Consider the following 18306-nt stretch of genomic DNA (forward strand, 5'->3'; position numbering starts at 1 on the left):
TCACCTGCCTTTCAGTGCCAGCCGCGCCCAGCCACGCACTGTCTCGTGCTGGTCCGACCAGGCCCGCCACACGGCCCCAGCCCAGTCGTCGATGCGGGCGACGCGTTGCTCAGGGACCGCGGGACGGACATCGGCCACGGTCACCTCACCCATTCGCTCCGGCGGAGGCAGGTAGGGCCAACCGCTCGTGCCCAGAAGCGGCAGGACGGTACGGCTCATCCTGTTCAGCCGTGTCATCAGCTGCGCCGCCGGCAGCCGCTCCTCAAGGTGCAGACACAGCGACGTCAGATGCACCGCCACCGATTGACGCTGCCGTGGCTCATGCTCCGCCCCTCCCGGATGCTGCGCCGCGTAACAGTCCATGGCCAGCCTCAGCTCCGCCTGGCCCAGGTCCTGAGCGGTCACCTCGCCGTACAGCTGCCAACACCCCGGGGACGAACGCATGTAGACATGGACCGGCCCGGTTACGTCCGGCACGTTCGCACCGCATCCGACGCAGGACGCCGTCGGCATGTCACCAACCGCCCAATTCTCATTCGGTCGCAGGCCGACGGCCTTTCCGTGGATCTTATCGAGCGTCCAGCAGGGTCGGGGGACGCCGGCGGCACGTCAACGGGCGCCCGGGCGGGCCATGGTTGCGACCGGGCCCGGCTACCCAGCGGCTTCGCCAACCTCTTTCGGCTGTTCGGGCACAGGCCTATGCTGCGGCTGAAGCGCACCACCATTCGCCCCTGGGCATCACCCCGGACAGACTGAGCAGACTGCGACCGGCACCGAACTGACGCCGCCGGCCGATCCGCACCGCGCGTCGTGCTCAACCTCCCCATCGCCATCACCGACGATCCAGACAGCGCACGAGCCTGGATCGCCGAGCACTTCGGGGCCAGTACCCAAGTTCCGAGCTACCAGGCCATGTTCGAGCTCGAAGGCGGGCGCGGCCCGGCGGTCGTCGTGGTCGTCGTGGTCGTCGGCAACGAACACCAGGTAGAGAAACACCTCCGCCGATTTGCCGACGCCGGTGCCACCGAGTTCCTCCCCGTTCCCTACGGACCGCCCGATCAGATCACCCGGACCCTCACCGTCCTCGGAAACCTCAACCGAACCTTCGCCGACCTGTAACCGCGCTCCGGCTGGCCACCACCCTCACGTCTCGAACGCAGACCCCGGGTGCCACGCCCGGACGGCTGTCCCAACTGATCGGCATTTAGCCCCACAGGGTGCCCTCGAAGATCATCTAAGCTCGGATGGTTCGCGCAATGACACGGCCAGGGTCCGATTTGCCCGGCCTATCGCTCGGTCGCGAAGTGCCAGGTCAGCCCGGGTCTCGGAGCTACCTAACCCCCTACCCATCGGACTACCAGGTGGACCTAACGTGTCATTGGAAGAACCCCTTGATCTTGGTCGAAGGTCCCGAAATCGTCGTCCACCCGGTCGCCGCACGCCCGCCGGCCAGGGGCGATGCCCGGTGAGCGCCGAATAGATCACGCCGCAGTCGGTCTCGAACGCATGTTCCGCAAACCTGGTAGGGCCGTGCGCACGATGAACGTCGCCGCCGTGGTTCGACTCCCTGGGCGAAAGGGCCTGACCTTGTCGTGACCGGAAGCCAAGCGGGTCTACTCGCAGACAGCGAGATCATCCGGTGACCGGGACGGACGCCTACGGTTCCATCGCGAGGACACCTGGAAGATCGGCGAAGCGCGCCTTGGCGTCGCGGCTCAAGATGATCCGCCCGGTCTCGGCCGCGTGGGCCGCGATAATCAGATCGTGGGCGCCCCGTTGCCGTCCGATCCGGCGCGATGCCGCGATGAGACGAGCGTGATGGACGGCCGTGCTTTCTGTGTAGTCGAGTACATCCAGCACGGACGTCATGGCGGACAATGATCGTGAACGATCGGCTGCCCTGGCGGCGGTGTCGGCCAGCTCTATCCCCACGCGGTATTCAGCGATCGAGACCGCCGCAACCGCGAGCTCGTCGTTGTCCAGGGCGGACCTGTCGACAGCTCCTCGTTCGTAGGCGATCAGAATGTTGGTGTCGAGGATCAAACTGCGGCCCATGGGTCACCCTTGTCCGCAGCCAGGTAACCTACCGCCTCCGCGATACTACGCTCGAAGGTGTCGTCCGGCGGTGTGGTGGCGACGAGCGCAGTTCGAAGGTCAGCGCCAGTCCTTCGACGCGCCGGTCTGATCTCCGCGATCGGATGGTTGCCCCGTGTAATAGTGATGGTCTCGCCGGCCTCGATCGCGTCCAGCAGGTCCGAAAACCTCCGAGATGCCTCCGTAGCCGTGATGGTTCGCATGACCACCAGCGTATCTGAAAATCAGATTCACCACCACGCTGCTCGCGTCGATCGACGCGGGTCTGCGGCGCCGGACCATCCGGAAGATCTTTGGCCGGGCGTGTTGGCCAGCCCACCGAGGCTCGGCCACCGCGGCCATCGGTACCGTTGCGCGGTCTGTCTTCCGATGGAGAGCTGTCGGCTGGTGCGTCTCGGAGTCCCAATCTGGGTGGCTCCGTTGGTTGCCCCGGCCGTGGACCTCACCGTCGTGGATGATGATCCCGCTCTCCCTAATCGTCGATGGCGTGCGGTGCGTTGTCCGATCAGCTTCGGTCGCCGGCCCAGGAGGGCCCGCCGTCGACCCACTCGACGAGTTGGATGACGACGCCGTTCGGGTCGGTGACCTGGAACAGCCGCTCGCCCCACTCCTCCTCCTGCATCGGCATCGTGATCGGCACCCCTTCCCGACGCAGTCGCGCCTCCTGCGCGGCAAGGTCGGCCACGACCAGGGCGACGATCACGCCGGTCGCGGATTGGTCGCGCAGACCCTCGGGTAGCACATCGATCCCCCGCCGCAGCAGCACGATGTCGACGGCGGCATCGTCACGGCCCAGGGAGGCGAAACCGTCGGCGACGGCCCTCTCCCGGTATCCGAAGTGATCGACGAGGAAGTCGCGGGAGGCCGCGACGTCGTCGACCGTCAATGAAAGGGTGGTGGATGTGACCTGCATCAGGACCCCTCGGCTCGCCGGCAAAGAACTCTGTACATGGTACTCTGTACGTCGTATAACGTAGGCGAAGGGCGAGCGATGCCCGCTTACCGAAGCGGTTCAGGTAATCCAGCTCACACGTTGGCGCTGCTGTGGCGCGAGCCCGGGTTCGGGCAGTCGGCGCGTGGACCGAAGCAGGGACTGTCCGTCGACAGGGTCGTCGACGCCGCGATCACCCTGGCCGACACGGCTGGCCTGGACGGGCTGTCCATGCGCAGCGTCGCCCGCGCCGTCGACGTCTCAACGATGGCGCTTTACACCTACGTCCCCGGCAAGGCTGAACTGGTCGACCTCATGCTCGACGCCGTGTACCTCCGCATGGAGCGCCCCCCGGTCGACAGACAGTCCTGGCGGTCCCGGCTCACCGCCATCGCCGAACAGAACCGGGCACTGTTCGGCATGCACCCGTGGATCGCCGACGTATCCACCGCCCGGCCACCCCTCGGGCCCGGGCTCATGGCGAAATACGAGTACGAACTGTCCGCGTTCAACGGCTTGGGCCTTGACGACGTCGCCATCGACGACGCCCTCACCTACCTGCTCACCTTCGTCCAGGCCGCAGCCCGGACGGCCATCAGCACCCGTGCGTCACAGCGCGACAGCACGATGAGCGACGAACAGTGGTGGGCCGCCAACGCACCCCTGCTGGCCCGCGTGTTCGACTCGACCGCCTACCCCACTGCGGCCCGAGTCGGCACTGCCGCCGGCGCCGCCCATGGCAGCGCCCACCACCCCGACCACGCGTACCAGTTCGGCCTGGCCCGGGTACTCGACGGGCTAGCCGTCCTCATAGGTGGACAGCAGGCCAGCGCCGGCCGCTAACCGCACTCGTGCCGCACCCTGGCCAACCAGCCGTGCCACAGAGTCGAAAGATCGAATGGTTCGCGTAACGGCGCAATGTGGACCTAATGCACCACAATAGTCGGGTGGCCGGGGAGGATCCCACTCCCCGGCTCCCATAGAACGGAGCGTGATGGTCACCCATCACTCCACTCTTCTCATCCAGCCAGCCAGAAATATGGCATCCAGGCCCAGTGCGCGAACAACTTCCGGTCTCTTCTGATAACCGTCAGCCACCACGCCTGGACGTTCCTGAACGCCCTCAGCCGCTTGTATTTCTTACGAGCCCATCGCACCAGGTAGGTATTGATGCTTCTGAGAAGCGGATACATCTCCGACCGGTTGTGCCGGCCCCAGTAGTTCATCCAACCTCGCACGATCGGGTTTATCGCTGTCGCGAGGTCGTCCAGTGTCCGCCCGGTACGCCTATGCATCCGCCAGGAACGGACCTCGGCTTTCTTCGCCGTCAGCTTGTCCTCGCTGATCGCGGGAGCGAGGTGAAAGCGCACCTGGCCGCCGCGTTCCACGCCTTGCGAGTTCGGGCCACTGCCACCCATCCGCCTCCACGACCTCCGACACACCGCGGCCAGCCTCACCTACCGCGCCACACGCGACCTCAAACTGGTATCCGAGCTCCTCGGCCATGCCAGCATCCAGTTCACCAGCGACGTCTACACCTCAATCTTCGAGGAAGTGGACCGGGACGCCGCCAAAGCAGTCGCAACCATCGTCCCCCGCGCCCACCGCCCGGTCCCGTCCTCACCCGAGAGCACGGGCACGGCCGACACCCCCACCGGGCAGATCATCAACCTCGACCGGCGAAGACAATAACCAGGTAAGACCGCTCCGCGCCGGTCCGGTCCGGTCCGCCCACGATGCCGGCTGCGGCCGGTATCACAGCAGGTCGAAACGTCGGACGGCTGCTTCCGCCCGAACCTCGGCGAGAAAGGCAACGGCGACCTGCTCATCCCGAAGCTCGCCGGTGGTGCTGTCGTCGACGTCGTCCAGCCCGGTGTCGACAGTATCCGCAGTATCCGCCGGGTCTGTGTCCATGTCATCGACGTCGTCGGCGTCGTCGGCGTACTCCCGGTAGAGCAGCCAACAGCCATGGATCCCCGAAAGCAGATCCTCAAGAAGATCCATAGCAGGCCGGGCCGGGTCCAACGGCGTAAGACGCCGCGGCATCAACGCCTCCCGCGCCTCCTCTGCCCGCTCACCCAACGAATCCGCCCGAACATGCGCCTCCTCCACCATGGCCAGCAACCCGTCAAGATCAGGGATCTCTCCCCCGGCGACCACCATCGCATCGGCGATCAACCCGAGAACAACCTGACGAGGCGTCTCCCCCGCGTCCATGCGTTCAAGGACAACCGTGGGGCTCTCATGAGCCAGCGCCTCGATGTTGTCCGCCTCAACCACCACCTGACCAGGGTCAAGACCCACACGTCTCGCCGTAACCGTGGCAGCCGCATACAGCCAGTGCGCCGCAGCGACCGCAGCCGCCACCGGATCGACCTCGGTGAACAACCGAGCGTCCCCGAACGGGTCGCCGGCCAGGACCACGTCGGCAGCGGCAACCTGCACAGGCGACGCATCAGCCCGAGTCAGCGCAATCGCCTGACGCGCCCGACCGGACAGCTCTCCCCGTTCCGCCTGCTCGATCGCGTCCAGCTCAGCACGGACATCCACCACCACCCGGTCCGTGAGCTCGCTATCGCCGATCGCATGCAACGCCCGGCCAGCACGATGCGCGGCCTCATCCACGATCACGTAGGACTGCAACACAGCGCCGTCCCGCGGCAGGTGAGGATGGCGGATCGCGGTGAGCACGTTCACGAACGCCGCCCGGTCGCCGTGCCGCCGCCAACCTTCACTCCCAGCGGTGAGATCCAGGGTGGCGCTCGCCGGATGGGTATAGGTCCGCCACGCCGCGGCAGCGAGGAAAGTCAACTGCTCAGCCAGCCGCAAGGCGTCGCTCTCGGACGTTGCCACGGGCAGCATGGCAACGGTCACCGCTACATCCCCGGCACCGGTCGCCCAGGAGACGACCAGCGCACGCCGGCCAGAGTCAAACGCATACCGGCTCATCGTCCGATACCTCCTTGCGCCATCGGTATCAGCCGTCGCCCACCATGATGGTCGTCTACGGTCGACGACCGGAAAGCACTATCCGTAGCTGCCATCCGAGGGACCGAATATGGTTGCCGTTGCAACGTCACCACCACGTCACCACCGGGGCCAACCGTGGATCTCTATCGCGATCTCTGTAACCTGTTTACGCAGGTCAGCAGGTGTGGGGCGGGTGGGACTCGAACCCACGACCGACGGATTATGAGTCCGCTGCTCTAACCGACTGAGCTACCGCCCCGTGACCGTCGCACCAGCCGGACCACACTGCATCGGTAACTGGTGCCAACGGAGGCGAGCATATCCGCTATCGCGCAGCGGTCATACGGACATGACCCCTCGACAGCGCCAGCCGCGAGCGGCATCCGGCCGACGAGGACAGAGAGCGATGGCGGACGATGGCAGTTGCGCGCGCTCGTCCCACGGCCACAGGTGCTCAGAATTCAACCTGCTCACGGCCGGGTGGGACGCGCAAGCCAATAGAGTGGTCTCCATCCGTCCGTCCGACTGGACAGGGTCTGGGGCGAGGACCATCAGGTGGATCATCCGCCGGTGGGCGGCCGGACCGTCCCGGCCCCACCGTCCCAGCCGTCCCCGCCGGTCAGCGGCGCAGAAACCGTAAGCCGTGGCAGGGCCAGGAACCACCATGGCGGAAAAGGAGTCGTGTCCATGGGCGACGGACCTGCCCTGCCAGGAGTTTTCGGCAGCCTCGCCCCGGTTCTGAACGACTACGGCTATTTCGCGCTGGGCGGCATCGTCCTTCTCGAGGACTTCGGTATCCCGGTCCCCGGCGAGACCATCCTCATCGCCGCGTCCATCTACGCCGGGGCGCACCATTTGAACATCACCGCGGTCGTCGTCATAGCGTTCGTCGCCGCAGTCATCGGAGACAACATCGGCTACGCGATCGGGCGCTTTGGTGGCCGTCAGCTCGCTCTGCGTGCCGGCCGCTATGTGCTGCTCACCGACAAGCGGTTGGCCAGGGCCGAGCACTGGTTCGACCGGCATGGCGGCAAGATTGTCACTGTCGCGCGGTTCATCGAAGGTCTGCGTCAGCTCAATGGGATCATCGCCGGCATCGTCATGATGCCCTGGCGGCGTTTCATCGCCTTCAACGCCCTTGGAGCCGCGCTGTGGGTCGGCGTCTTCTCGGCGCTCGGCTACCTTGCCGGCAACCGAATCGACTCGATCTACGAGACCGGATCCCGTTACAGCCCCTATGCTCTTGCCCTTGTCGCGCTGGCCGTGCTCGCCTTCATCATCCACACGCGGGCACGACGGCGCGCGCACCAGGCAGTGGCGAACGCTCTCGCCGACCCGACCCCGGACCAGCCGACCTGAGGCAAAGCCGACCTGAGGCAAAGCCGACCTGAGGCACCGCTGGGTGAGGCACACGTTCCACCGCCGACAGCCGTCGAGCGCCGCTGCCTGCCGGCTTTTCGCACTCACCCCCGCGGTTCACCCCCGCCCGGTGAGGCGACGGGCTTCGGAGTCCGGTTCCCTGTGGTGAAGATGTTTCCCGGAGAACCTGGATGTCGATGTGTCGACGGTCGATCTGGCACGGTTGCAGTTCGCCAGTACGTCGATCTACCATTTCCTGTTCGTTCCGCTGACTATCGGACTGGCATTTCTCACCGCACTTCTCCAGACCGCCTGGTACCGGGGCGGACGTCCGGAGTATCTGCGGCTGACCTATTTTTTCGGCACTCTGCTTGTCATCAACATCGCTGTCGGAGTGGTGACGGGTCTCGTCCAGGAGTTCCAGTTCGGCATGAACTGGTCGGTCTACTCGAGGTTCGTCGGGGATGTCTTCGGCGCGCCACTCGCCATGGAGGGGCTCGCGGCGTTCTTCCTGGAGTCGACCTTTCTCGGTCTGTGGCTGTTCGGGTGGGACCGCCTGCCCAGGCGGGTACATCTGGCGACGATCTGGGCGGTCGCCGTCGGCGGTGTCGCGTCGGCGGCGTTCATCATGGCGGCGAACTCGTGGATGCAACGCCCGGTGGGCTACGCAATCAACAGCGTAACCGGCCGGGCGCAGCTCACCGACATCTGGGCGGTGCTGGCCAACACGGTGTTCGTGTGGGGTTTCATTCATGTGCTGCTCGCCTCGCTGGTGACCGCGGGCGTCGTGATGCTCGCCGTATCGGCCTGGCATCTGCGGCATGGTTCGAACCTCGCGGTGTTCCACCGGTCGGCGAAGCTCGCGGTCGTCGTTCTCGTACCCGCATCCCTGCTGGCCGTCATGGTCGGCAGCCATCTCGGTATTGTCGAGACGGCATACCAGCCGATGAAGATAGCCGCGGCCGAAGCGCAGTGGAACACCTGTCAGCCGTGCGCATTCTCGCTGTTCCAGGTCGGTGGCGGCAACAACGACCAGAATCCGTCGAAGGTCATCCAGATTCCGCACCTGCTGTCGGTGCTGGCCACCGGCTCGTGGGACGGCAAGGTCGAGGGACTCAATGATTTGCAGGCCCAGTACCAGCAGCGGTACGGGCCCGGGTACTACATTCCCAACGTCTTCGTCCAGTACTGGTCGATGCGGGTGATGGCCTACCTCGGCGCGGTCGTGCTCCTGCTGTCGCTGTGGGGGGCCTGGTTGCTGCGCAAAGGACGACTGGAGCATTCCCGGTGGTTTCTCCGGCTGGCCGTCTGGTCGGCTGTGCTGCCTTTCCTCATGAACACCGCGGGCTGGCTGCTGACCGAGAGCGGACGTCAGCCGTGGATCGTCCAGGGCCTGCAACTGACCAGAAATGCCCGATCGCCTTCGGTGAGCACGACGGCAGTTGTCGCTAGCCTCTGCGTGTTCCTTCTGCTCTACCTTGTTCTCGCGCTCGTCGACGTGGCCCTGATGCTGCGCTTCGCACGCCGGGAGCTGACCATGGCCCCCGCTGCCGGGGTCGAACCGGCCGCCGCCCAGGCAGGTTACTGAGGCCGCGATGACCCTCGCCACGTTCTGGTTCGTCGTTCTCGCCGTGCTGTGGACCGGTTTTCTCGTGCTGGATGGCTTCGACTTCGGGGTCGGCATGCTGGCCGGGGTGATCGGTCGAGACGATGTCGGCCGCCGGGTCGCGATCAACACCATCGGGCCGGTCTGGGATGCCAACGAGGTCTGGCTGATCGTGGCTGGGGCCGGAATGTTCGCCGCCTTCCCCTCCTGGTACGCGACCATGTTCTCCGGTTTCTACCCCACTCTCGTGCTGTTGCTGGTCGCGCTCATCGGCCGCGGCCTGTCGTTCGAGTTCCGTGGCAAAAGGGACGCGGCGGGCTGGCGCCGGAGCTGGGACGCGGCGATGGCCGGCGGCAGCCTGCTCGCTCCCCTGCTTGTCGGCGTGGCCCTGGGAAACCTGCTGCACGGGGTGCCGATCGGGGCGGACCAGGAGTACGCCGGGAACCTGCTCGACCTGCTGAACGGGTACGCGCTGTTCACCGGGGTCACGGTCGTGCTGGTCTGCCTGCTGCACGGCGCCACGTTCCTGGCCCTGCGGACCACCGGCGACGTGCGTGAGCGCGCCGTGCGCGCCGCCCGCCGGATCGGTCCGGTGACGGTCTGTGCCGTCCTCGCCTTCGCTGTCTGGACCCAGGTGTCGGCCGGGAAGGGCCTTCCCTCCGTGGCGCTCGAGGTCATCGCGGTTCTGGCGGTCGCCGTGGCCGGCTGGTTCGCGTTCCGGAGCCGCGGCGAACTCACCGGCCTCGCCGGAGGCGACACAACGGACCTCGCTGGATGCGGTGGAACAGACCTCGCCGCGTTTGCGGCGACGTCGCTGACCATGGCTGCGACGATTTCGATGATCTTCGTTGACCTGTACCCGCGGGTCATGGTCTCCACCCTGGGTCCGGCAAACGATCTGACGGTGACGGGAACGGCGTCGTCGTCCTATTCGCTGCGGGTGATGACCGTTGTGGTGGCCGTCCTTCTTCCCGTGGTGCTCGCCTACCAGGCCTGGACCTACCACGTCTTTCGACGCCGGATCTCCCGCTCGGACATCGTTCCTCCCCCGAGGCAGACCCCGGCGGGCACCGCCGCCACGGATCCGGCTGCGACCACCGGAAATTCCGATTCTCAGCAGGAGGCGACATGACAGAAACGTCAGATGCGACAACCGCCCGGATGGACGCCCTCGTCATCTTCGGCGCGACCGGTGACCTGGCCAAACTGGAAACATTCCCGGCACTCGTGGGGCTGGTCGAACGCGGCGTACTGAGCGTTCCCGTCGTCGGCGTCGCAAAAAGCGGGTGGAATCTCGAGCAGTTCCGGAACTATGCCGCGGCGTCCCTCCGGTCCAACGGCATGGACCCTGACGGGGACGCGGGCAAGAGAATGCTGGACCTCCTGCGTTACATCGACGGCGACCTCACCGCCGACGCGACCTACCAGGAAATCGCCGGCGCACTCCCAGAAGGCGCAAAGGTGCTGTTCTACCTGGAGGTGCCGCCGGCGTTGTTCGGGACGATCGCCGAGGGGATACGGCACGCCGGCCTGGCCGACGGCGCCCGAGTCATGGTGGAGAAGCCGTTCGGCACCGACCTGCACAGCGCCCAGCAGCTCAACGCCACCATGCATGCCACCTTTGCCGAAGGTGACATCTACCGCGTCGACCACTGGCTCGGTCTGGACCCGTTGGCGAACGTACTCGCCGCGCGCTTCGCGAACACCGTCCTCGAACCGCTACTCAACCGGACCTATGTCCAGAGCATCCAGATCACGATGGCGGAAGCATTCGACGTGTCCGACCGCGGGCGTTTCTACGACCGCACCGGCGCGATCCGCGACGTCCTGCAGAATCACATGATTCAGGCGCTCGCGACCGTGCTGACCGAACCTCCGCCCGGATCGGGACTGGCGCATCTGCGCGATGCCACCGCGAACGCGATCTGGTCGCTGGGGCCGCTGTCCCCACAGGACGTGGTCCGCGGTCAGTACGACGGCTACCGCGACGTGGCAGGTGTGTCACCGACCTCGGCTGTGGAGACGTTCGCCGCGGTCCGGCTGACGGCCGACAGCTGGCGGTGGGCGGGTGTTCCGATCCTCATCCGGGTGGGCAAGTGCCTGCCGGTAACCGCTACCGAGATCACCATCCGGTTCCGACGTCCGCCGCAGAACGTCTTCGGTGTCGAGCGGTTCGGCAGCATGAACATGCTGCGTTTCCGTATCTGGCCCGAGACGCAGATCGCGCTCACACTGGCGGGTAAGAAGCCGGGTGTCGGAAGGCATCCGCAGAAGGACGAACTGACGTACGCGCAGGAACCCGGGTCGGACATGCGGCCCTACGACCGGCTCATCGGCGCCGCGCTCGCCGGTTGGCGGTTTCTGTTCGCCCGGCAGGACGTTGTCGAGGCCGCCTGGCGCATCGTCGATCCGGCGCTCGGGGACGCCGTGCCCGTGCATCCGTATCCGCGCGGTTCCTGGGGCCCCCGCGAGGCCGACGGCCTGCTCCCGGAAGGAGAGTCCTGGTATGACCCGCGCGGCTGAGGACGGCACGACCGACACGACCGTCGTGATCGTCGGAGCCGGCTTTGCCGGCGTCGGATGCGCCCGGGTCCTCGCCAGACACCGGGTGCAGGTGCTGCTGGTGGAACGGAACAACTACCATCAGTTCCAGCCGCTGCTCTACCAGGCGGCCACGGCGCAGTTGGCCGCGAGCGACGTCGGGACCCCGCTGCGCACCCTGTTCCACAAGGACGAGACCGTCAGCATCAAAAAGGACGAGGTCGTCAGCGTGGATGCGGCGACGCGCACGGTCACGACCACCGACGGCCACAGCTACCGTGGCGAATACCTGGTCCTGGCGGTCGGCTCGCAGCCGAACTTCTTCCGCACGCCGGGCGCGGACACCCACGCCTTCCCGCTCTACAGCCTGGCGGACGCGCAGCGGCTGCGCTCCCGCATCTTCGAGCTTTTCGAGGCCGCGGACCGTGACCCGAAACTGGTGGACGCCGGAGCCCTCACCTTTGTCATCGTCGGTGCGGGCGCGACCGGTGTGGAGATCGCCGGCGCGCTCGCGGACCTCGTCCACAACGTCCTGCCCGACGAGTACCGCGATCTGGCGGTCCAGGCCACAAGGATCTATCTCGTCGAACACGGGCATGCCGTCCTCGCGCCGTTTTCCAGGGACGCCCACGAGTACGCGATCAGGGTGCTGCAACGCGACGGCGTCCAGATCATGCTTGGCACGTCCGTCAAGGAGGTCACCTCGAACTCGGTCGTCCTGAGCGACGGCAGTGCGATTGCCACCAGGTGCGCCATCTGGGCCGGTGGTGTCCGAGCCGCGCCGCTGGCTGCCAACGCCGGGGTGTCGCGGGGACGAGGAGGGCGCATCACCGTGCTGTCGGATCTGACCGTCGAGGGGTTCGACCGTGTCTACGCCCTCGGTGACGTGGCCGACATCCCGAGCCCCGACGGGACCGCGTTCCCCCAGCTCGGCTCGGTGGCGTTGCAGACGGGCCAGTGGGCCGCGAAGAGCATCCTGGCGGACATCGCGGGCAGGCCCCGAGGCAGCTTCCATTACCACGACAAGGGAATCATGGCCATGATCGGCCGTGGCGCGGCGGTGGCCGAGGTCGGCGCGAAGCGTCACGAGTTGCACGGCGCGATTGCCTTCGCGGCCTGGCTCGGTGTGCACACATGGCTCATGAGTGGGGTCCGCAGCCGTGTCGACGCGCTCGTGTCGTGGGGATGGGACTACTTCAGCGCAAGCCGTACACCCGCGTTGATCGACCGTCCGGATGCGGCGACGATCGACTGGGGTGACGAGGACGGCGAAACGCCGGCTGCGCCGGGCCCGGCCCAGCTGAAGCCTGCGGCCCGCTAGGGCACCGTTTTCCCGGGCAGCGCCGGTCCCGCGCAGAGCCAGGCCGGTGGGCGTTGCCGTGGGAGTGACTCACCCGACTGGGGTGAGGACCCGACCACGACCGCGGTTCATCGTTCGATACAGGCCCCAAGGGGTCGTCACCTGCGGACTAGGAGGAAACAGACATGACGATCGGACCTGTTCAGTTGTTGGTTCTCGGTTTCAAGCAGCCTGATTTCCAGGGGAAGATCCAAGAGGAACTGCAGCGGCTCCGGGACAACGACCTCGTACGGGTGATCGATGCCCTGGTCGTGTACAAGGACGCCCAGGGGAATGTGGCAGCTCTGCGGGACAGCCAGCTTACCGACAAGGAGAAGGTCGAGCTGGGTGCCATGGTGGGAGCGCTCATCGGGCTCGGTGAAGGCGGTGAGGAGGGCATGAAGGCGGGCGCCAAGCGCGGCGCGCAGGCCGCCGCGGAACGGGGCGGGGTGTTCACCGAGGAGGACGAGTGGGACGTTCTCGCGGAGGTCCCCGAGGACTGCGCGGCCGCTCTGATCATGCTTGAGCATCGGTGGGCGATCCCGCTTCGGGACGCGATCGCGCGTGCGGGTGGACTCCGGCTCGCGTCGGAGTTCATCAGCCCCCTCGACCTGGTGTCCCTCGGTCTGGTAGAAGCTCAGGAAGCGCAGGCACTGGCATCCTCGGAAAAGGCCGCGATCTGAGAATCGGAGTATCAAACCGCGGTTTTTGCTCATACCGGTTTTACTCATACCGGACGACCGGCCGGACAGAGAGGAATGACAATGCTTGGACGATCTCGCAGGGTTGCCCGCCGAACCGGACGACGAGCGGGTCGGCGAACCGCACGCCGGGTGTCCCACCGTGACATGTGAAGATCAGTGTCCGTGAAATCCTGAAGACAAAGACCGCGGTTTCTGCCCGCAGCGACCGCGGTCTTTTCATGCGAGGCGTCAGGTCATACAGAGGCGTCAGGCATCGTCCCCGGAATCGCCCCAGGCTTCGTTCAGAGGGTCGTCCCAGGCCTCCTGCAGAGCGGCAAGGCCCGCTCCGGCCGGGCGCAGGGATTGCTCGGCCCAGATGATCTTGCCCCCGGCCGTGTACCGGGCACCCCAGCGCTGGGTGAACTGCGCCACCAGGAACAGGCCCCGGCCCCCTTCATCGCTGGTTCGAGCATGCCGCAGGCGGGGAGATGTGTTGCTGCAGTCGGAAACCTCGCAGATCAGGGTGTGGTCACGGATGAGGCGCAACCGGATCGGCCCGGAGGCGTGCCGGATCGCGTTGGTGACCAGTTCGCTGACGACCAGTTCGGTGGTGAACGCCTCTTCGGCGAACCCCCACCCGGCCAGTTGCCCCGCCACCCGGGAGCGGGCGACCGATACGACGGCCGGGTCGGCAGCCAGTTCCCAGGAGGCGACCTGGTCCGCTGTGAAGGTATGGGTGCGCGCGAGGAGAAAAGCGACGTCATCGTCTGGACGGTCGGGCAGCAGAGTCTCGATCACCTGCTTGCGGATCTCTTCCAGCGGCCGATTCGCGGGGGCCAGGGCCTCGCGCAACCGGCCCAGCCCGACGTCGACGTCGTGGCCACGGGCCTCGACGAGACCGTTGGTGTAAAGGGCGAGCAGACTGCCTTCGGCCAGCTCGAACTCGGCGGACTCGAACGGCATACCACCCAGCCCCAACGGCAGGCCCGCGGGTAGGCCGAGGAAGCCGACCTGCTCGTCGGGACTGACGACCACCGGTGGCGGATGGCCGGCACGCGCCAGGGTGCACGACCGGCTGACCGGGTCGTACACCGCGTACACGCAGGTGGCTCCCGCAACCGCGGTGCCGACAGCCGCCTCGCCCGTGTCCTCCTCGTCCGCCAGTCGGATGACCAGGTCATCAAGGTGTGCCAGCAACTCGTCGGGGGGCAGATCCAGGCCGGCCAGGGTGTGCACGGCGGTACGCAGCCGTCCCATGGTCGCCGCCGCGTGCAGCCCTCGGCCGACCACATCTCCGACGACCAGCGCCACCCGAAAGCCTGAAAGCGGGATCACGTCGAACCAGTCCCCACCCACGCCGACACGCTCCTCCGCGGGTAGGTAGTAGGAGGCCACATCCACGGCGGTCTGCCGGGGCAGACCGTGCGGTAGCAGACTGCGTTGCAGGGCCAGAGCCGCGGCGTGTTCCCGGGTGTAGCGGCGAGCGTTGTCGATACACACCGCGGCCCGCGAGACGAACTCCTCCGCGAGGAGCAGGTCGTCCTCCTCGAACGGATCCGGACTCTGCCACCGGATGAAGGAAGCCACGCCCATGATGACGCCACGTGCCCGTATCGGCACCGCCATCAACGAGCGGAGCCGGAACTCCTCGATCCGCGCCACCCGAAGTGGATCTTTATCCATCCACTTGCTGGCAGCGACGTCCAGCACCGGTTCCAGGACAGCCTTGCCGTCGATCAGGCAGCGAGCGGCGGACGGCGACAGGACAACCGCCTCCCCCGCCTCTATGACCGATTCCGGGCAGCCTTCGCGTACCGACTGCTGCCCCGCCCGTCGCATCTCGGGGGTGCCGGTGACCGGTCCCGAAGCCGGTTCCTCGCCACGCAGGACCGACTCCAGCAGGTCGACGGTGACGAAGTCGGCGACACGCGGCACGGCCACGTCCGCAAGGTCCTGAGCGGTCCGCGTCACGTCGAGGCTGCGCCCGATGCGTTCGCTGGCCTCGTTCAGCAACGTCAGCCGCTGCCGCGCCCGCCAGTGGTCGGTGACATCGATCATCACGAAGCACACGCCGAACGGCCGTCCGGTCGGGTCCTCCAGCCGGAAGACCCATGAAGAAAAGACATGTATGCGGTTCGGGTCCCTGGGTAGCCAGCCCTGGTATTCGAGGTCGAGCACAGGTACGCCGGTCTCCAGCACCTCCCGCACCCGCGCCTCCCCGGTCTCGACGGAAAGGCCCGGACTCACCTCGCTCAGTCGCTTTCCGAGACGCTCCTCACGTGGGACCCCCCCGAAACGTTCCAACGCGGCATTCACCCACAAATACCGCATGTTCTCATCGAGGACACCGATACCGAACGGCGAGGAGACAAACAGGTTGTCCAGAATCGACTGGTCCGCTCGCCACCAATGGGTCCGTGCCGCGTCGAAGGCGAGGAGGAGCCAACCCGACTCGCCTTCCCTGTCGATCAGCGGACAGACCTGCGCTCCGACGTCCACCCGGTGACCGTCGGAATGCCGAGCGAACACCAGGCCGCTCCAGCCGCCGGCGGCCCGGCACCGCTCGACCACGGCGGGCACCGTCGCCGCATCCGCCGTCCTGTAGAGCAGATCCACAGCCGACCCGCTCAGTACCTCCGCCGCGGTATGACCAAGCAGCTGTTCCGCCGCGGAGCTCCACCGGATGATCCTGCCGTGCCGGTCCAGTATCGCGGTGGCGAACGGCGGCACGGCGGATCGGTCGCCGCGGGTATCGGCTCCCATTGACTCAGATCCGTCCATCACCGGTAGTCCTACCCACAGGAACAGCCCACATGTTCCAGCCCCGGGCAACCACTATCGGTACCAGCTCATGCGCGGTCCGACGGGTCAGGGATGTTACCGGCGCGGGCAGCGACGTTACCGGGGAGCGAGGGCGTTCAGCGCCGTCCGGTAGGCCTCCGTGTCGATCGGCCTGCCGCCGCCAGCCGCGCCGTGAAGGTGCTCAAGCACCATCTCGCCCAGCATGTGCAGGACGTCCAACCGGTCCATCCCGGCCAAGGTGAGCCGCTGGGCGGCCTGCCAGACCTCAGCGGGATCGTTCTCCCAGAGCTGGTGGACCACAATCTCGTCGACCGCGATGTGCAGTCGCGGGTTCACCCCGCCGGTGTCGGCGTCGAACTCCGGGTCGTCCAGCGCCCGGTGGAATTCTGGATGCTCACCGATTATCAACAGCCGGCGCTCGTCAGGATCCCCGGGATCAAGGTTCGGGTAGTCCTCGTCCCCGATACGGGTACCGAAATAGGGCATCGCGAAGATCCGCCGGTCGAGAATATCCTGTGCTTCCTCCAGACCGCCGATTTCGCCCACGCCACGAAGCAGCATATGTACCGGGCTTGGGGTGAGAATTTTACCGTTCCCGTCATACTCGTCATCCTCGTCGGCGATTTCCTGCCATTCCTCGATGCATTCTTCGGTAACCTCGACGAGTTCGGTGACCGCCGCCTCCGGAAGCCGGTTGCGCGCGGCGGCCCAACGCACCCAGGCACGCAGTACCGTCGGCATCGCCTCTCGGTCGTCGGCGTCGAGCATCGCCTTCCCGGGCAACCAGTGCAGCAGAAAGACCTCGGTCCTGGCCGGACCGACCCGCAAAGGCTGGCCCCTGTCGTAGTCGCAGCCGAAATCCACGATCAGCCGCGTGCAGTAGCGGACCGCGGCCTGGTCCGGAAGCTGGTCGGCGAACCCGGGGCTCGCCTCGGCGAGAAACGACTCGACCAGGGCGTCCCGCTCGGCGGATGTGATCTCCGCCGGGCCGGCGGACGGTTCGCCGGGTTCCGGCAGCACCCGGCAGCGGGCCAGCGCCAGGGCTCGGTACTCCCTGAAATCGGCGCTCACGTCAGGATCCAGAGTCATGTCCGTGGCGGCGAAAGCACGCTCGATCAGCCTGCGGGCGTCCTTGGGCGAGACCTGCCGCAGCAGGATGATCCCATCGCTGCGATGCGTGTCCGTACGCATGTCGTCCAACGTGGCCGCCGGTTCGTCCGTGACGAACACATCGATGACCGAACCTGCAAGCTGGTTGAAGTCGACCAGTGTCATCAGGGCGTGCCCGGCGCCGTCCCCTACGTCATCCCGGTCGAAGTCCCGGTCGAACGCACAGAACAGCGATGCCTGATCTCCGTAGACATCCGACAGCTGCCAGCATTCACCCACCCGGACCCGGCCGATGGTGGACGCCCACACGGGCTCCGCCACCCCCCGGGCCGCCAGTGTCGCGGCACCGGCGGCGGCCGAATCCCGTTGCCGCTCCCCCACCGCCATAACCTCCATCGCCCGCAGAAAGGCGAGATCGGTGGTGGTTGCACGCCGAGAGGCGTAGTCGATCAGACTGCCGCCCAACATCTCGTCCGGGTTCTCGTCCGGGTTCTCGTCCGCCGGGAACTCGTTCCACCATGAACCGATCAGACCCGAGGTGAAGATCTCCACCTGGAGGGGATCGGGTTCGGAGACGATCGGGTGAAAAATCCGCAGCATCTGCGCAAAAACATCATCAGGGTTGGGAACGCGAACATTTCCGCTGCGTCGCTGCGGCTTCCTGGCCTTCTTCCGCCCACGGCTGACCGGACTCATGCCACGGATGATGCCACCTTCGGCACGGCACGCATCTCGTGCCACGGCAGGCCCACTCACTTGGCACGGACCCTTGGCCTACGACGGACATGAGTCGTCGAGGTGACCTGACGCACAGTGACAGCAACTCACGAGAACGCAAAGATCGCGCATTTCGTCGAGCGCGCAGCGGGCC

Annotated in this window: 17 protein-coding genes and 1 tRNA gene; 9 read left to right on the forward strand and 9 right to left on the reverse strand. The window is 66.5% G+C overall.

Features of this window, described 5'->3' with window-relative positions; genetic code table 11:
• Positions 1-513, reverse strand: a complete 513-nt coding sequence (locus tag NBW77_RS05560; protein WP_131747780.1) for a DUF5946 family protein — start codon at positions 511-513, stop codon at positions 1-3.
• 297 nt (positions 514-810) lie between these two features.
• Here NBW77_RS05560 and NBW77_RS05565 point away from each other — a divergent pair, with 297 nt between their 5' ends.
• Entirely contained in the window at positions 811-1119 is a 309-nt protein-coding gene (locus NBW77_RS05565) for an LLM class oxidoreductase (RefSeq protein WP_131747781.1), read from the forward strand.
• Between the two features lie 537 nt (positions 1120-1656).
• Here the strand turns inward: NBW77_RS05565 and NBW77_RS05570 are convergent.
• The 3 genes from NBW77_RS05570 to NBW77_RS05580 form a co-directional block, all read right to left on the reverse strand.
• Positions 1657-2055: a type II toxin-antitoxin system VapC family toxin gene (locus NBW77_RS05570; protein ID WP_131747782.1), complete on the reverse strand. Its 399-nt coding sequence runs from the start codon at positions 2053-2055 to the stop codon at positions 1657-1659.
• Positions 2040-2297 (reverse strand): type II toxin-antitoxin system Phd/YefM family antitoxin, encoded by a 258-nt coding sequence (locus NBW77_RS05575; RefSeq protein ID WP_131747783.1) that lies wholly within the window; start codon positions 2295-2297, stop codon positions 2040-2042. The genes NBW77_RS05570 and NBW77_RS05575 overlap by 16 nt, the downstream gene beginning before the upstream one ends.
• A gap of 302 nt (positions 2298-2599) precedes the next feature.
• Entirely contained in the window at positions 2600-3007 is a 408-nt protein-coding gene (locus NBW77_RS05580) for a VOC family protein (protein ID WP_131747784.1), read from the reverse strand.
• 78 nt (positions 3008-3085) lie between these two features.
• Between NBW77_RS05580 and NBW77_RS05585 the strand changes: the two genes are divergently transcribed.
• Positions 3086-3868, forward strand: coding sequence for a TetR/AcrR family transcriptional regulator (locus NBW77_RS05585; RefSeq protein ID WP_131747785.1), 783 nt, complete (start codon positions 3086-3088; stop codon positions 3866-3868).
• 176 nt (positions 3869-4044) lie between these two features.
• Here the strand turns inward: NBW77_RS05585 and NBW77_RS05590 are convergent, their stop codons facing one another.
• On the reverse strand, positions 4045-4443 hold the full coding sequence (locus tag NBW77_RS05590) for a group II intron maturase-specific domain-containing protein (RefSeq protein ID WP_131747786.1): 399 nt from the start codon (positions 4441-4443) through the stop codon (positions 4045-4047).
• On the opposite strand from NBW77_RS05590, the gene NBW77_RS05595 reads away from it, so the two are divergent.
• Positions 4442-4717: a tyrosine-type recombinase/integrase gene (locus tag NBW77_RS05595; protein WP_242606010.1), complete on the forward strand. Its 276-nt coding sequence runs from the start codon at positions 4442-4444 to the stop codon at positions 4715-4717. The two genes, NBW77_RS05590 and NBW77_RS05595, sit on opposite strands and share 2 nt — an antisense overlap.
• A gap of 63 nt (positions 4718-4780) precedes the next feature.
• On the opposite strand, the gene NBW77_RS05600 is transcribed toward NBW77_RS05595, so the two are convergent.
• Both NBW77_RS05600 and NBW77_RS05605 read right to left on the reverse strand, forming a co-directional pair.
• On the reverse strand, positions 4781-5974 hold the full coding sequence (locus NBW77_RS05600; RefSeq protein WP_131747787.1) for an amino acid adenylation domain-containing protein: 1194 nt from the start codon (positions 5972-5974) through the stop codon (positions 4781-4783).
• A gap of 206 nt (positions 5975-6180) precedes the next feature.
• Positions 6181-6254: transfer RNA gene (locus NBW77_RS05605), tRNA-Ile, on the reverse strand.
• A gap of 428 nt (positions 6255-6682) precedes the next feature.
• Here NBW77_RS05605 and NBW77_RS05610 point away from each other — a divergent pair.
• The 6 genes from NBW77_RS05610 (at position 6683) to NBW77_RS05635 (ending at position 13523) form a co-directional block, all read left to right on the forward strand.
• Positions 6683-7354, forward strand: a complete 672-nt coding sequence (locus NBW77_RS05610) for a DedA family protein (RefSeq protein ID WP_131747815.1) — start codon at positions 6683-6685, stop codon at positions 7352-7354.
• Between the two features lie 199 nt (positions 7355-7553).
• The gene (locus NBW77_RS05615; protein ID WP_131747788.1) at positions 7554-8942 is read left to right on the forward strand and encodes a cytochrome ubiquinol oxidase subunit I; all 1389 of its coding nucleotides are present in this window, start codon (positions 7554-7556) and stop codon (positions 8940-8942) included.
• 7 nt (positions 8943-8949) lie between these two features.
• On the forward strand, positions 8950-10092 hold the full coding sequence (gene cydB, locus NBW77_RS05620; RefSeq protein WP_131747789.1) for a cytochrome d ubiquinol oxidase subunit II: 1143 nt from the start codon (positions 8950-8952) through the stop codon (positions 10090-10092).
• Positions 10089-11483: a glucose-6-phosphate dehydrogenase gene (locus tag NBW77_RS05625; RefSeq protein WP_131747790.1), complete on the forward strand. Its 1395-nt coding sequence runs from the start codon at positions 10089-10091 to the stop codon at positions 11481-11483. Before cydB ends, NBW77_RS05625 begins: the two co-directional genes overlap by 4 nt.
• Entirely contained in the window at positions 11467-12822 is a 1356-nt protein-coding gene (locus NBW77_RS05630) for an NAD(P)/FAD-dependent oxidoreductase (protein ID WP_131747791.1), read from the forward strand. The genes NBW77_RS05625 and NBW77_RS05630 overlap by 17 nt, the downstream gene beginning before the upstream one ends.
• Positions 12823-12986: 164 nt before the next feature.
• Complete coding sequence (locus NBW77_RS05635) at positions 12987-13523, forward strand: hypothetical protein (protein ID WP_131747792.1); 537 nt, start codon at positions 12987-12989, stop codon at positions 13521-13523.
• A 267-nt stretch (positions 13524-13790) separates the two neighbouring features.
• Here NBW77_RS05635 and NBW77_RS05640 read toward each other — a convergent pair whose 3' ends face one another.
• A complete protein-coding gene (locus NBW77_RS05640) occupies positions 13791-16286 on the reverse strand; it encodes a SpoIIE family protein phosphatase (RefSeq protein ID WP_242606003.1) in 2496 nt (831 codons plus the stop codon).
• Positions 16287-16421: 135 nt separating this feature from the next.
• Positions 16422-18035, reverse strand: coding sequence for a DUF1841 family protein (locus tag NBW77_RS05645; protein ID WP_165486246.1), 1614 nt, complete (start codon positions 18033-18035; stop codon positions 16422-16424).
• Between the last annotated feature and the right edge of the window lie 271 nt (positions 18036-18306).

The sequence above is a fragment of the Frankia sp. Cppng1_Ct_nod genome, assembly GCF_920656135.1.
GTDB lineage: Bacteria > Actinomycetota > Actinomycetes > Frankiales > Frankiaceae > Protofrankia > Protofrankia meridionalis.

What these genes read in the sequence shown, in the direction of transcription:
- NBW77_RS05585 (WP_131747785.1), top strand. Translation starts at nt 3,086, where the DNA reads ATGCCCGCTTACCGAAGCGGTTCAGGTAATCCAGCTCACACGTTGGCG.
- NBW77_RS05575 (WP_131747783.1), bottom strand. Translation starts at nt 2,297, where the DNA reads ATGCGAACCATCACGGCTACGGAGGCATCTCGGAGGTTTTCGGACCTG.
- NBW77_RS05645 (WP_165486246.1), bottom strand. Translation starts at nt 18,035, where the DNA reads ATGCTGCGGATTTTTCACCCGATCGTCTCCGAACCCGATCCCCTCCAG.
- NBW77_RS05580 (WP_131747784.1), bottom strand. Translation starts at nt 3,007, where the DNA reads ATGCAGGTCACATCCACCACCCTTTCATTGACGGTCGACGACGTCGCG.
- NBW77_RS05625 (WP_131747790.1), top strand. Translation starts at nt 10,089, where the DNA reads ATGACAGAAACGTCAGATGCGACAACCGCCCGGATGGACGCCCTCGTC.
- NBW77_RS05630 (WP_131747791.1), top strand. Translation starts at nt 11,467, where the DNA reads ATGACCCGCGCGGCTGAGGACGGCACGACCGACACGACCGTCGTGATC.
- cydB (WP_131747789.1), top strand. Translation starts at nt 8,950, where the DNA reads ATGACCCTCGCCACGTTCTGGTTCGTCGTTCTCGCCGTGCTGTGGACC.
- NBW77_RS05590 (WP_131747786.1), bottom strand. Translation starts at nt 4,443, where the DNA reads ATGGGTGGCAGTGGCCCGAACTCGCAAGGCGTGGAACGCGGCGGCCAG.
- NBW77_RS05640 (WP_242606003.1), bottom strand. Translation starts at nt 16,286, where the DNA reads ATGGGAGCCGATACCCGCGGCGACCGATCCGCCGTGCCGCCGTTCGCC.
- NBW77_RS05635 (WP_131747792.1), top strand. Translation starts at nt 12,987, where the DNA reads ATGACGATCGGACCTGTTCAGTTGTTGGTTCTCGGTTTCAAGCAGCCT.
- NBW77_RS05610 (WP_131747815.1), top strand. Translation starts at nt 6,683, where the DNA reads ATGGGCGACGGACCTGCCCTGCCAGGAGTTTTCGGCAGCCTCGCCCCG.
- NBW77_RS05560 (WP_131747780.1), bottom strand. Translation starts at nt 513, where the DNA reads ATGCCGACGGCGTCCTGCGTCGGATGCGGTGCGAACGTGCCGGACGTA.
- NBW77_RS05600 (WP_131747787.1), bottom strand. Translation starts at nt 5,974, where the DNA reads ATGAGCCGGTATGCGTTTGACTCTGGCCGGCGTGCGCTGGTCGTCTCC.
- NBW77_RS05570 (WP_131747782.1), bottom strand. Translation starts at nt 2,055, where the DNA reads ATGGGCCGCAGTTTGATCCTCGACACCAACATTCTGATCGCCTACGAA.